We start from the raw sequence: 13,158 nt of genomic DNA, 5'->3' as shown, positions 1-13,158 counted from the left end.
GCGTCCACACTAGAACCCCAGGCCAGGATCACCTCACGTTCTCGTCGATCTCGGCCAGAGGGAATTCCTCGATGCCGAGGACGCGCAGCAGGTCGATCCGCTCCCGGGACTCCGCGTCGGCCGGGGTCAGCACCACGAGCTGCTGACCCAGATCCGGAGTCACCAAGGTCTCGCAGTCCAGCAGGATCGGGCCCACCCGGGGATGCACCAGGGTCTTGCGGTCGGCCCGGCGGACGCCGACCTCGTGCTGGGGCCAGAAGCGGCGGAACGTCACGCTGTCGGCCAGCAACCGGCTGATCAGCCGCTCGACCACCGGATCGCCGGGACGCCGGCCCTCGGTCACCCGGAGGTCGGCGATCAGCTGGCGGGTGTGGTGCTGCCGCTCCTCCGGGATGTGGACGGCGTGAACCTCGGGCTCGGTGAACCAGCGATAGATCAGGTAGCGGCGGGGCCCGGAGAAAGCGGTCAGATCGCCGACGAGCAGCTGCGACGCCCGGTTCTGTGCGAGCACCTCGCTCAGGTCGGAGATGACCATGGCCGGGGTGTCGCCGAGCAGGTCGAGCATCCGCACCAGGCCGGCACGGGCCAGCCGGGCGACCCCGTCGGCCGGCGGCGGCTGGTGACCGGCGAGGCGGAACAGGTGAGCGCGCTCGTCGTCGGACAGGCGCAGGGCCCGGGCGAGGGAACCCAGCAGTTGCGTGGACGGCTGGCTGCTGCGGCCCTGCTCCAGACGGATCACGTAATCAGTGGACATGCCGGCGAGCGCGGCCACCTCCTCACGCCGCAGGCCGAGCGTGCGGCGGCGCGGACCGTCGGCGAGCCCGACCTCGGCCGGGCGGATCGCCTCGCGCCGGCGGCGGAGGAAGTCGGCGAGCTGCTCTCGTTGCATGCCCCCATGCTTCCTCGCCGAAGGGCGACCAAACAGGGAGCGTTGCTCCCACGATAAGCGCTCCACTGCTCGCCACCCGGAAACGGGAGCAGGGTGAACGGCATGCAGACACGAACTCCGGTCACCACACGAACTCTGGGATCCACCCGAACTCTGGGAACTGACGGCCCGGTCGTCTCGGCCCTCGGGCTGGGCGCCATGGGCATGACGAACGGGGTCTACGGCGCCAGCGACCGCGCCGAGAGCATCGCCACCGTGCACGCCGCGCTGGACGCCGGCATAACCCTGATCGACACTGGCGACCACTACGGCACCGGGCACAACGAGATGCTGCTCGCCGAGGCCCTGCGCGACCGGCCGCGCGACTCCTACCTGCTGAGCGTCAAGTTCGGCGCGCTCAGCCAGCCGGGCGGTGGCTTCAACGGGCAGGACAGCCGGCCCGCCGCGGTGAAGAACTTCCTGATCCACTCGATGACCCGCCTCGGCGTCGACCACATCGACATCTACCGCCCGGCGCGACTCGACCCGGCCGTGCCGATCGAAGAGACGGTCGGCGCGATCAAGGAGATGATCGACGCCGGCCATGTGCGGCACGTCGGCCTCTCCGAGGTGGGCGCCGACACGATCCGCCGGGCGCACGCCGTGCACCCGGTCGCCGACCTCCAGATCGAATACTCGTTGATCTCCCGGGCTGTCGAGTCGGAGGTGCTGCCCACGCTGCGGGAGCTCGGCATCGGCCTGACGGCGTACGGGGTGCTGAGCCGTGGCCTGATCTCGGGGCACTGGAAACCGGCCGACGCCGGTCGTCCCGGCGAGAATAGAGGGCGCATGCCACGGTTCCAGGGTGCGAACGCCGAGCACAACCTGGCCCTGGTCGAGGCGTTGCGCCGAGTCGCCGGGACGAGAGACGTCACCGTGGCCCAGCTCGCCATCGCGTGGGTCGCGGCCCAGGGGGACGACATCGTGCCGTTGGTCGGTGCCCGGACACGTACCAGATTGGCGGAAGCCCTGGCCTCGGCGAACCTGAAGCTCTCGGCGGCCGATCTCGCGGAGATCGAGAGAGCCGTGCCGAAGGGAGCGGCCCGAGGCGACCGCTACCCCTCGGCGATGATGTCCGGCGTCGGCGTCGGTAACTGATTAGGCGGTGGCCACCGAGGTGTCGCCCGGGGGCGGGCTGGTCGGGTCCAGGCGGCGCTCGGCGGCCTCGGCCTGATCCTCGGCCCTCGCCTCGTCGTCGTCGGTCGGTTCGGTGCCCGGCGGCTCACGATCCGGCGTCGGCTCGCCACTCGGGTGTTGCACGAGGTATCGGATGGCGGTGTTCAGCACGGCGAGCAGCGGCACCGCGATCAGGCCACCGACGATGCCGGCGACCACCACGCCGGCGGCGATCGCCAGGATCACGGCGAGCGGGTGCAACGCCACCGCACGTCCCATGATCAGCGGCTGGAGGACGTGCCCCTCCAACTGCTGGACGGCGATGACGACGGCCAGGATGCCGAGCGCGGTCACCGGGCCGTTGGCGACCAGTGCGACCAGCACCGCCACCGCGCCGCTGATGGTCGCGCCGACCACCGGGATGAACGCGCCGAGGAACACCAGCGCGGCCAGCGGCAGCGCCAGCGGGACCCGGAAGGCGAACAGGCCGATGCCGATGCCCACGGCGTCGACGAAGGCGACCAGCACGGTCGCCCGGACGTAGGAGACGAGCGTGTGCCACGAGTAGTGCCCGGCCCGCGCGGTCGCCACCCGGGCTTCCCGCGGGAGCAGCCGGCACAGGAAAGCCCAGATCTGGCCACCGTCCCGGAGGAAGAAGAAGAGCGTGAAGAGGACCAGGAAGAACCCGGTCACGACCTCACCCACGGTGGTGGCCGTGCTCAGAGCGCCGCTGGTGATCGACCCCTGGCTGGAGGTGAACGAGTCGCGCGCCCGATCGACGTACTGGCTCAGTTGTTGATCGGTGATGTGCAGCGGACTGTCCGCCAGCCAGCGCTGCACCTCGTCGACGCCCTGGCTGACCCGGGTCGACAGGTTGTCGAACTGGCTGATGAACGTCCGGATGATGAGACTGAGCCCACCGATGACCACCAGGAGAGCGGTGATCTCCACCAGACCCGCTGCCAGCGATTTCTTCATGCCGTTACGGATCATGATGGCGCTCAGCGGCTGGAAGAGCGCGGCGAGCAGAATCGCCACGGCCACCGGGATCAGCACGATGTGCAGCAGCGCGACGATGCGCAGGAAGAGGTAGGCCGCGACGACGAAGAGGATGAAACGCCACGACCACGCGCCGGCCGTGCGCACACCGCGCGGCAGCACGTCCGCGGAGGACGTCGGCGGTTGGTTGACGACCACGACGGGGGTGGTGCTGTCGGTCAGGTCGGGGCCGGCCGTGAACGGCGGCGGTGTGTTGCGACTGGCGGCGGTCGCCAGTGTGGCCCGGGCGCGCTCCCGGACCGTCTGTGCCCAGCTCATGAAGTTCCCCTTCGGTTGCTGGTTCGATGCCCGGGGGCGCGCGATTTCATGCTTGATCATCCGGTTTAAGGTCAGCGCATGTGGCGAATCGTGCGGTGGGTGCTCCTCGCGCTGTGGCTGGTCGCGGCAGGCGCTGCTTGGTGGGGCGCGCCGCGCGAGGCCGGCGTCGAGAGGGCATTCGCGGACATGGCCTCCGACCGCGTGGTCGCGTACCAACTCGGGGCACAATGGCGGGACAACGCCCCGGACCGCTGGTTCGCCGTGCCGACCGTGGAGGGCGGGGAGCAGGACCGGATCTTCGCCTGGCGTACGCCGGACGGCCGCGCTCACTGGGCCGACATCAGCGACACCCCGGATCTGAAAGCGCAGCTGCCGCAGCATCGCTCGGCGAACGTGCTCGGCCTGAGCACGCTGATCAACGGCATCGGCCTGCTCTTCACGCTGGTCTTCCTCGGCGTGCTCTGGGCCGGCCCGACCCCGGTCACCGGCACGCGGTGGTACTGGTGGTGGCTGTTCGCCCTGATCCCGTTCGGGCTGGGGGTGCTCTACTGGACGTTCCGCGAAGTCCCGTGGGCGCGCCCGGAGATCCCGGAGACACGCCGCACCGGCTGGCGCGGCCTCGGCATCGCGATCGTGGTCTCCGTCCTGGTCTCCGTGATCCTGTTCGGCCTCACCCGCCTGTTCGGCGAGGCCGCCTTCCCCGACGTCCTCACCCCCTGAACCCCGCGCCCCGGCGTCCTCACTCCCTGAGCCCCGCGCCCGGCGTGTGTACCTCGTGGCACCGCGCCCGGCGTGTGTGCCTCCTGACACCGGGGCCGTGCCGGGTTCAGGGGACGGTGACTGCCGCGGTGACCTCGACCTCCAGGGTCAGCCCGGGCAGGAAGAGTCCGCTCACCTGAACCGTGGTGCTGGGTGGGGGAGTGCTCGGGAAGATCTGGCGGCGGACCTTTCCGTACGCGGGCAGGTCGGCCAGGTCGAGCATGAACGTCCGCACGTGCAGCACGTCCGCGAAGCCCGCCCCGTGCGCGGCGAGCAGGTCGCCGATCAGCTCGAAGATCCGCTCGGCCTGCGCCCCCGTGTCGCCGGGTGCCACCACCTCGCCGTTGTCGTCGATCGCGACCTGCCCGGCGAGGGTCAGCAGCGCGCCGCCGGGCAGGTCGACCCGCGCCACGTTGGTGTACCGGTCGGCGAACGGCGCGGGCACGCTCGCGGGATTGTCCAGCGTCAGTTTCACGAGTTCTCCAGGGCCATCAGTGAATCGAGGTGCTTCAGGGCGATCAGTGAATCGAGGTGCTTGAGAGCGATCAGCGAACCGAGGTCCGCGGTCTGATCAGGTACGTCTTCCAGGAGCCCGAGCGTGGCCGCGATCATCGGCGTCGCGGCCCCGGTCAGGCGCAGATCCTTGACGGCGAGCGCGACCGGGAAGTCGGCCGTGACACTGGCCGCCCGGCGCAGCGCCGTCCCGAGCGGCCCGGCGGCCAGGAGCCGGACCGCCAGCGGGTGCGGGATGCCGAGCGCGGCGGCCAGCGCGAGCGAGTCGTGCAGTCCGCCGAGCGCGGTCAGCATGGCCGTGTTCTGGAGGAGTTTGACTGCGGATCCGGCGCCTGCCTTCCCGCATCGGGTGACCGTGCCGAGGCTCTCGAGCACCGGCTCGGCCCGGTCCAGGGATTCGGGTGTGCCACCGGCGAACAGGGCGAGGGTTCCGGCGGCGACCGCGTCCACACTGCCGCCGACCGGGGCGTCCACGAAGGATGTCCCGGGCAGGCGGGCGGCGATCGCCGTTGTCTGCGCGGGACTGATCGTGGACATCTGCACCAGCACCGCGCCGGGGCGTACGGCTGCCGCGGCACCCCCGTCGAACAGCACCGCCTCGACAGCCTCGCCGTCGGTCAGCATGGTGATCACCAGGTCGGCGCTGGCCGCGGCCGCCGCCGGGGTCGGTGCGACCGGGGCGCCGGTGGCGGCGGCCCGGGTCCGGTCACGGTTCCAGACCGTGACCTGGTGGCCGGCCGCGCGCAGCCGGCCCGTGATGGCGCCGCCCATCCTTCCGGTGCCGAGCACCGCAACATCTGTCATGCCGATGACGCTAGGGGAGCGACAGCCATGCGACCAGCGACTGTCTCGCATGGCTGCCATGCCCGGCTAGCATGGCTCGGTGGAGACGCAACTGCTCGAGGTGTTCCGGACGGTCGCGCGCCTCGGGTCGATCACCGCGGCCGCGCAGCGGCTCAGGTTCACCCAGTCCGCAGTGTCCCGGCAGATCGCCACCCTGGAGGCGGAGGTCGGCGCCCGCCTGCTGGACCGGCTGCCCCGCGGCATCGCGCTGACCGAGCACGGCCGCGCGCTGCTGCCGCACGCCGAGGCGCTCCTCGACCGGCTCACCACGGCGCGCCAGGCCGTCGACGATCTGGACGCGCTGGACGCGGGACGGCTGCGGGTCGGCGCGTTCGCCACCGCGGTCGCCGCGCTGGTGCCCCGGGCCCTGGCGTCGTTCCGGGCGTCCTTCCCGGCGATCGCGTTGTCGCTGGTGGAGGGTTTCACCCCGGCGCTGCTGCAGCGACTGGAGGCCGGGGAGGTAGATGTCGCCGTGGTCAGCACGGTTCCGTCCGGGCCGCCCGACCCGGCCCGGTTCGACCTGCACCATCTGGTCGACGAGCGGATGCTGGTCGCGGTGCCCCGCGATCACCGGTTGGCCCGCCGTCGCACGGTCCGGCTGGCCGAGCTGGCCGATGACCCGTTCATCGCGAACTCCACCCGGCCGGAGGAGACCCTGTTCGCGGCGAGCGGCTTCCGTCCGCGGATCGACTTCACCGTCTCCGAGTGGACCGCCAAGTTCGGCTGTGTGGCCGCCGGGCTCGGGGTCACCCTGGTCCCGTCGCTGGCCGCGCGCAGCGCTCCGGCCGACCTCGTCCTGCTGCGGGTCCACGCCGACGACGCGCCGGCCCGCAAGGTCTACGCCGCGACGCCGGCGGGCCGCAGCCGCCCGCCTGCGGTCGATCGCTTCATCGAGCACCTCGACGAGGTCGCACGGTCCCCGCAGCTGTAAGACGAGCACTTCGACGACGTCGCACGGAACCCGAGCTGTGAACAGACCCGGGGGGTTGGGCGAGCCGGAAAGCGTGAGTCGCGCCGCGGGCCGGCCGGCAGACCAGCCCGCGGCGCTCACCCGCGGCTGCCATCCCTCGTCGGCGACCACGATCTTGGCGGCCTCCCGCGGGCCGGGCCGCGCACGAGCGCTGCGGGCCGCGCACGAGCGCTGCGGACGGTGGAGCGCTGGGGTCGGGGCGGGAGGGCTACGGGGTGGGGTGGGTCACCAGTCGCTGTTGGTGGCGCCGACCCCCAGGATGATCTGGTCGAAGAGGTTGCCGTCGTTGTCGTCGGTGTACGCGACCGGCACCTCACCCCAAGCCGACACCGCCACCTGGAACTGGTCCTGCCGTCCGGTCGTGGTGCCGGTCAGGGTCTGCGCCCCGAGACGCCCGGTGAACGTCCCGTCCTCGTTGATCCCGCGCAGCCATCCGTCGGCCCCGGAGACGGTCCAGCCCACCACCGCGCCGGCCTGGTCGTCGATGCCGACGGTGGGAGCCGCCGCACCCGCCGTGGCCGAGACTTCGGCGTCGGGGTGCCGGGCGACGCCGGCGGCCGTGAACGAGCGGGCCCACACCCCGTTCGTCCCGGTGTGGTCGGACTCCCAGCCCACCACGAAGTCGCCGTTGTAGTTCGCGGCGATCGCGGGCCGGCGTTGCTGCCCGTCGCCGAGCGAGTTGGCACTGCGGCGGCTGAGCGTCACCGCGCCGTTGGCCCGGGCGAGCCGGACGAGGCCCACGTTGTCGTACGCGTTGCCGTCGGCGTCCTCCTCCCACACCACCGTCGCGTCTCCGGAGGCGGACACCGCCACGTCCGGCCGGTGGTGCGCGCCGGTGGACTGCGAGGCGGTCACCTCGTACGCCTTGGTCGTCGCGGCCGTGTATCCGGCGGCCTTGACGGTGTAGGCGGAGCCCTGGATGTCCTCCCAGACGACGGTGAACGCCACCGCGGAGGCGCTGCCCGAGGTCCCGTCGGGGTCCACGGCGACGCGCGGAACCCGCTGGTCACCGGCTACGTCCGCGTTGGCCCGGCCGGAGGCGAGCACAGCGCCGGTGGGCGACACGACGCGGTAGGGGATGTTGAACACGCCGTTGCCGTCGGGGTCGTCGGCCCACACGACGACGGCGTTGCCCTTGTCGTCGAGCCCGACGTCCGGAGTGATGTGTTTCCAGTCGACGCCACTGGTTCCGCCGGTGGACAGCTTGAGCTCGTAGACCGGCGTGCCGTCCTTGAACAGTCGCAGGTAGATCTCGGAGTGCGCGTCGTCCGCCGGGTCGGTCTCGTCCCGGTCGTCCTTCCACACGACGGCGACCTGCCCGTTGCGGTTCGTGGCGATCGCGGGGGAGTCCTGGTCGCCGGTGGCGACGCTGTTGACGGTGCTGAAGGTGACCGAGGTGGCGGCGAGCAGGGCCGCGGTCAGAAGGGGGATCACAGTGCCACCAGTCCCGGGGTTCCGTCGAGGATCGCGAACGACTTGAGCGTGGAGACGGCCGCGCCGTGCTCGCTGACCGACGCCACCGCGCGGAAGTCCGCCCGTACCTGGGAGGGGGAAATCGTCGTCAGCGTGTAACCGCGGCGCTCGGAGTAGAACTTCAGGTGCGGGTTGGTCGCCACGTCCGGGATGGTGCTGTTCGCGGTGCCGTCGCCGCCGGACGCGATCGACGTGCAGACCAGTTCGGTGCCGATCACCGCGGAGTTCGGGCTGGCGTAATCGGCGAGCAGGTCGTTCGCCCAGGCGCGGTGGACGTCACCGGTCAGGACCAGAGGGTTGCGGACGTTGCGATCGCGCCACCCCTGCTGGATGCGGGACCGGGAGGCCCGGTAGCCGTCCCAGCCGTCCATGCTGGCCGCGCCCGCCGTGTCGAAGCGCCGCGCGAAGAACACCTGCTGCCCGAGGATGTCCCAGGTCGCGGCGTGCTGGTCCAGCCCGTCGAGCAGCCAGCTCTCCTGCGCCGCGCCGGTCAGCGAGCGGCCGGCCAGGTCCGCGTCCGCGCACACCTTCCACCCGTCACCGCAGGCCTGGTCGTCGCGGAACTGCCGGGTGTCGAGCATGTGGAACGTCGCCAGCGTGCCCCACTGCACCCGCCGGAACAGCGGGATGCTGTTGCCGGTCGGTGCCTGCGCGGGCCGCAGCGGCATGTTCTCGTAGTACGCGCGGTACGCGGCGGTCCGCCGGGCGGTCCACTGCGCGGCGGTCAGCGCCGGGCTGTTGTCGTTGCGCACCATGTTCGCGTAGTTGTTCTCCACCTCGTGGTCGTCCGGCACCACGATCCACGGCGCGACGGCGTGCGCGGCCTGCAGGTCCGGGTCGGCCTTGTACTGCGCGTACCGGCGCCGGTAGTCGGCGAGGCTGACGATCTCCGCCCCGGCGTGCTCGCGCACCGATCCGGTGGTGGCGGCATCCTCGTAGATGTAGTCGCCCAGGTGCAGGATCAGGTCCGGCCGGTCCTCGGCCATCCGGCGGTACGCCGTGAAGTATCCCGACTCGTAGTGCGCGCACGACGCGAACGCCATCCGCAGGTCGCTGCCGGACGTGCCGGCGGCCGGGGCGGTGCGGGTGCGGCCGACCGCGGAGAGGTGCCCCTGCGCGCGGAACCGGTAGTAGTACTCGGCGCCGGGCGCGAGCCCACCGGCCACGACGTGCACCGAGTGCGCGTCGGCGTAGCGGGCGGTGACCGAGCCGGACGCGACCAGCGAGCCGAACGTGGAGCTGGCCGAGACCTGCCAGTCGACGGTGACATCGGCGTTGGCCATGCCGCCCTGCCCGTCGGCGTTGAGCGGGGAGGGCGCCAGGCGGGTCCAGAGCACGACGCTGGAGGAGTCCGGTTCGCCGGAGGCGACCCCGAGGGTGAACGGGTACGGGACGGCAGCGCTGGCCAGGGACGGCACGGCCAGCGTGCCGGCGGTTGCCAATCCGCCGAGCACGAAGACCCGGCGATTGATGATCGTCATAGTGGAGAACGTAACTACGTTCCGCACGGAATGCTAGATCATCGATGTGGCTTCGATGATGCGGGTCGTGGCCGCCGCGACAGTGGCCTGCAAGGATTCCGCCGGGGGCAGGTCCGGCACGTCGCGGCGCATCCCGATCACGCTCTCGACCAGCCCGAACACCAGGTCGCCGGGGGTCGGGGAGCCGGCCAGCCGGCGGTACACGGCGCGCAGCTCGCCACGCTCGCGGCGGAACCGGGCGAACGGCTCGGTGGCGATCTCCGGCAACGCGTACAGGATCCCGATGTTCCACCGCGCGGTCAGCAGCACGCCGACGTCGAAGCGCACCAGCGACTCCAGTGCCCGAGCCGCGTCCAGGTCGCCGAGCGACTCGGCGTGCGTCAGCGACGGCCGGACCGTGGCTTCCAGGAGCTCGGCGAGGATCTGCTCCTTGGTCCTGAAGTGGTAGTAGAGCGACGCCTGCCGGATCCCGACCCGCTCGGCGATCAGCCGCGTCGAGGTCGCGGCGTAACCCCGCTGGGCGAACAGCTCGGCGGCGGCGTCCAGGATCTCCTCGCGCGCGCTGGCGGACGGCAGCCGCCGGGCGCCGGATCGTGGCCGGCCGACGGACGAGGGTGCGGAACTCACGCCTGAATCGTGCCACGGCCCCCGGACGTCACTTCCGGCCCGGCTGCGATGTAACCGTGCCGACACAGTCGGCAACTCAAGGTTTACCGCGGAGAAACCACTGTCGAGGCTGCTCACCGGAATCTGTCAACTGACAGGAATTGAACTCCCAGGAGGCGGCCATGTCTGTAACCTCTGCCCCGCCCGACACCGACGGCGCGGATCTTCGCGGCTTCGGCTACGAGCCGCAACTGCGCCGCAGCATCGGCAGTTACGCGAGCTTCGCCGCCGGGTTCTCCTTCGTCTCGATCCTCACCACCGTCTTCCAGCTCTTCGCGTTCGGCTTCTCGTTCGGCGGGCCGGCGTTCTTCTGGACCTGGCCGCTCGTCTTCGCCGGGCAGTTCATGGTCGCGCTCACCTTCGCCGAGCTGGCCGCCCGCTACCCGATCTCCGGGTGCATCTACCAGTGGTCGCGCCGGCTCTCCAATGCCACGGTCGGCTGGTTCGCCGGCTGGGTCATGATCATCGCGCAGATCGCCACGGTCGCCGCCGCCGCGATCGCGCTGCAGGTCGTGCTGCCGTCGATCTGGTCCGGATTCCAGCTGGTCGGCGGTGACTCCGCCCTCACCTCCACCACCGGCGCCACCAACGCGGTGATCCTCGGCTCGCTGCTGATCGCGGTCACGACGATCATCAACATCTCCGGCGTACGCCTGATGTCCATCGTCAACAGCACCGGCGTGACCTTGGAGATCATCGGCGTGGCGGCCGTGATCGTGCTGCTGTTCACGCACGCCGAGCGCGGACCGGGCGTCGTTTTCGACACCGGCGGGACCGGCTCGGGCCTCGGCTACGTCGGGCCTTTCCTGGTGTCGGCGCTGATGGCCGCGTACGTCGTCGTGGGCTTCGATTCCGCCGGCGAGCTCAGCGAAGAGACCCGCGACCCGCGGCACACCGCCCCGCGCACGATCCTGCGGGCGCTCGCCGCGGCGGGGATCGGCGGCGGGCTGACGCTGATCGCCGCGCTGATGGCCGCGCCGAGCCTGACCGACGGCCGGCTCGCGACCGAGGGCCTGCCGTACGTGCTGATGAGCCGGCTCGGCGACACCGGCGGCCGGATCCTGCTGATCGACGTGGCGATCGCGATCGCGGTCTGCACCCTGGCGATCCAGACCGCGGGCAGCCGGATGGTGTTCTCGATGGCCCGCGACAACGTCCTGCCGTTCTCCCGCGCGCTCCAGAAGGTCTCGCCGCGCACCGGCACCCCGATCCTGCCGTCGGTGGTCGTCGGCGTCGGCGCGGCGGCGGTGCTGCTGGTCAACATCGGTCAGCCGGCCCTGTTCACGGCGATCACCAGCGTCTGCATCGTGATGCTCTACATCGCGTACGCCCTGGTCACCGTCCCGCTCCTGGTCCGCAGGCTGAAGGGCTGGCCGCACGCGGAGGACGAGGTGACCACCGAGCGCGGCGGCAGACTGTTCTCGCTCGGCAGGTTCGGCCTGGTCGTCAACGTCCTCGCCGTCGTCTACGGCATCGGCATGATCCTCAACCTCGGCTGGCCGCGTCCCGAGGTCTACGACCCGGCCGGCGCGCACTGGTACCTGCACTACTTCTCGCTGCTCTTCGTCGGTGGCGCGCTGGCCCTGGGCGGGCTCGCCTACCTGCGCTACCGCACCCGCGCGATGTCGCTGCACCTGACCCTGCCCACCGCGGCGCCCGTCGTCGCCGAGGAGATCGCATGAGCACCGCGACCACCGCTACCACCGCGGGCGCCCGCGAGCACGCCCGCGCCCAGGGCGGCACCGTCGTCGAGGCCATGCCGACCGTTCCCGCCTCACCCGGGCTGACCTGGGAAGAGACCATTCCCGGCGGCGGGTACGCGAGCAAGCGCCTGGCCCGCGGCACGACCCTGCGACTCACCGACCTGTACGGCGACGCCTGCGTCTCGGTGCTGCTGTTCAACGCCGACGAACCGTGGGAACGCCTCAACGTCGCCGACACCGTCAAGGTGCTCTGGCAGGCCTACGTGGGGGAGGGTCACCTGCTCCTCTCCGACCAGGGGCGCGTCCTCGCGTCGGTGACGGCCGGAGCGCGCGACCGCTCGGACACGTTCTGCGGCACGACGACACTGCGGAGCAACACTTCCCGGTACGGCGACGGCAGCCCCCACGGCCCCACCCCCGCCGGGCGGGAACTGTTCACGCTCGCCGCCGCCAAGCACGGCCTGACCCGCCGCGACCTGCCGCCGAGCATCTCCTTCTTCCAGGGGCTGCGGGTCGGCGACGACGGCGGGTTCACCTGGCTCGGCTCGGCCGGGGCGGGCGCGGTCGTGGAGCTGCGCGCCGAGATGCCGGTGACGGTGCTGCTCGCCAACGTGCCGCACCCGCTCGACCCTCGTGACGACTACACCTGCTCCGCCGTACGCGTGAACGCCTTCGAAGGTCATCCGACGACGCCCGCTGACGCGCTGTGGAGCCGGTCACCCGAGGGCGAGCGCGCCTTCCTGAACACCGCCGACTATCTCACCGCCCGGGGGATCGGATGACGACCGTTCTTGATCAGATCGTCGAGGCGCGGGCACCGTGGTCCGCGATCGTCCGCGCGGGCCAGACCCTGACGATCATCGACCTCAAGGGCAACCAGGCCGTCGACTGCCTCATCTACAACGCGGACGACACCGCCGAGCGTTACTCCGCGCCGGACACCATCGCCGCGCAGGGCAACGTCTTCCTGACCACGGGCAGCGTGCTGCGCTCCAGTGAGGGCCGGCCGCTGATGACCGTCGTCGCGGACGAGGTGGGGCGGCACGACACGGTCGGCGGCGCGTGCAGCCGCGAGTCGAACACGCTGCGCTACGGGCACCACACCAAGCACCAGCACGCCTGCGTCGAGAACTTCCTCATCGAGGGCAGCCGCTGGGGCCTGGGCAAACGTGACCTGGTCTCCAACATCAACTGGTACATGAACGTCCCCGTCGACCCCGACGGCAGCCTCGGCATCGTCGACGGCATCTCCGCCCCCGGGCTGTCGCTGTCCCTGCGGGCCGAGATGGACGTCCTGGTCCTGGTCTCCAACTGCCCGCAGATCAACAACCCCTGCAACGGTTTCGACCCCACGCCCGTCCGCATGGTCGTCACCGCCTGACTCGAGCC

13 protein-coding genes are annotated in these 13,158 nt (G+C 71.3%); 6 read left to right on the top strand and 7 right to left on the bottom strand.

From position 1 onward, the window contains the following. Positions 1 to 28: 28 nt before the first annotated feature. Positions 29 to 889: a helix-turn-helix transcriptional regulator gene (locus Acy02nite_RS37765; RefSeq protein ID WP_203752545.1), complete on the bottom strand. Its 861-nt coding sequence runs from the start codon at positions 887 to 889 to the stop codon at positions 29 to 31. Between the two features lie 102 nt (positions 890 to 991). Between Acy02nite_RS37765 and Acy02nite_RS37760 the strand changes: the two genes are divergently transcribed. Further along, a complete protein-coding gene (locus Acy02nite_RS37760; protein ID WP_203752544.1) occupies positions 992 to 2,026 on the top strand; it encodes an aldo/keto reductase in 1,035 nt (344 codons plus the stop codon). Here Acy02nite_RS37760 and Acy02nite_RS37755 read toward each other — a convergent pair whose 3' ends face one another. Further along, on the bottom strand, positions 2,027 to 3,361 hold the full coding sequence (locus Acy02nite_RS37755; RefSeq protein ID WP_203752542.1) for an AI-2E family transporter: 1,335 nt from the start codon (positions 3,359 to 3,361) through the stop codon (positions 2,027 to 2,029). Positions 3,362 to 3,439: 78 nt separating this feature from the next. On the opposite strand from Acy02nite_RS37755, the gene Acy02nite_RS37750 reads away from it, so the two are divergent. Then, positions 3,440 to 4,081: a hypothetical protein gene (locus Acy02nite_RS37750; protein ID WP_203752541.1), complete on the top strand. Its 642-nt coding sequence runs from the start codon at positions 3,440 to 3,442 to the stop codon at positions 4,079 to 4,081. A gap of 106 nt (positions 4,082 to 4,187) precedes the next feature. Here Acy02nite_RS37750 and Acy02nite_RS37745 read toward each other — a convergent pair whose 3' ends face one another. Continuing rightward, positions 4,188 to 4,595: a RidA family protein gene (locus Acy02nite_RS37745; protein ID WP_203752539.1), complete on the bottom strand. Its 408-nt coding sequence runs from the start codon at positions 4,593 to 4,595 to the stop codon at positions 4,188 to 4,190. Beyond that, on the bottom strand, positions 4,592 to 5,437 hold the full coding sequence (locus Acy02nite_RS37740) for an NAD(P)-dependent oxidoreductase (protein WP_203752537.1): 846 nt from the start codon (positions 5,435 to 5,437) through the stop codon (positions 4,592 to 4,594). Before Acy02nite_RS37740 ends, Acy02nite_RS37745 begins: the two co-directional genes overlap by 4 nt. 79 nt (positions 5,438 to 5,516) lie before the next feature. Between Acy02nite_RS37740 and Acy02nite_RS37735 the strand changes: the two genes are divergently transcribed. Beyond that, positions 5,517 to 6,407, top strand: coding sequence for a LysR family transcriptional regulator (locus Acy02nite_RS37735; protein ID WP_203752535.1), 891 nt, complete (start codon positions 5,517 to 5,519; stop codon positions 6,405 to 6,407). A 264-nt stretch (positions 6,408 to 6,671) separates the two neighbouring features. Here Acy02nite_RS37735 and Acy02nite_RS37730 read toward each other — a convergent pair whose 3' ends face one another. Genes Acy02nite_RS37730 through Acy02nite_RS37720 form a run of 3 tightly spaced genes read right to left on the bottom strand, consistent with a single transcriptional unit; the run spans position 6,672 to position 10,027 of the window. Continuing rightward, a complete protein-coding gene (locus tag Acy02nite_RS37730) occupies positions 6,672 to 7,880 on the bottom strand; it encodes a hypothetical protein (protein WP_239175559.1) in 1,209 nt (402 codons plus the stop codon). Continuing rightward, positions 7,877 to 9,400 carry an alkaline phosphatase D family protein gene (locus Acy02nite_RS37725; RefSeq protein ID WP_203752533.1) on the bottom strand — a complete coding sequence of 508 codons (1,524 nt, stop codon included), beginning with the start codon at positions 9,398 to 9,400 and terminating at the stop codon, positions 7,877 to 7,879. The genes Acy02nite_RS37730 and Acy02nite_RS37725 overlap by 4 nt, the downstream gene beginning before the upstream one ends. Positions 9,401 to 9,433: 33 nt before the next feature. Beyond that, complete coding sequence (locus Acy02nite_RS37720; protein WP_203752530.1) at positions 9,434 to 10,027, bottom strand: TetR/AcrR family transcriptional regulator; 594 nt, start codon at positions 10,025 to 10,027, stop codon at positions 9,434 to 9,436. Positions 10,028 to 10,188: 161 nt separating this feature from the next. Between Acy02nite_RS37720 and Acy02nite_RS37715 the strand changes: the two genes are divergently transcribed. From Acy02nite_RS37715 to Acy02nite_RS37705, 3 genes are read left to right on the top strand one after another with little or no spacing between them, the layout of a single operon-like run. Then, positions 10,189 to 11,748, top strand: a complete 1,560-nt coding sequence (locus Acy02nite_RS37715) for an amino acid permease (protein ID WP_203752526.1) — start codon at positions 10,189 to 10,191, stop codon at positions 11,746 to 11,748. Continuing rightward, the gene (locus Acy02nite_RS37710; protein ID WP_203752524.1) at positions 11,745 to 12,551 is read left to right on the top strand and encodes an urea amidolyase associated protein UAAP1; all 807 of its coding nucleotides are present in this window, start codon (positions 11,745 to 11,747) and stop codon (positions 12,549 to 12,551) included. Before Acy02nite_RS37715 ends, Acy02nite_RS37710 begins: the two co-directional genes overlap by 4 nt. Then, the gene (locus Acy02nite_RS37705) at positions 12,548 to 13,150 is read left to right on the top strand and encodes an urea amidolyase associated protein UAAP2 (RefSeq protein WP_203752521.1); all 603 of its coding nucleotides are present in this window, start codon (positions 12,548 to 12,550) and stop codon (positions 13,148 to 13,150) included. Before Acy02nite_RS37710 ends, Acy02nite_RS37705 begins: the two co-directional genes overlap by 4 nt. The last annotated feature ends 8 nt before the right edge of the window (positions 13,151 to 13,158 follow it).

Source organism: Actinoplanes cyaneus (assembly GCF_016862095.1).
Taxonomy (GTDB): domain Bacteria; phylum Actinomycetota; class Actinomycetes; order Mycobacteriales; family Micromonosporaceae; genus Actinoplanes; species Actinoplanes cyaneus.
The sequence above is the reverse complement of the archived record's forward strand: the minus strand, read 5'-3'. Positions and strand labels throughout refer to the sequence as shown.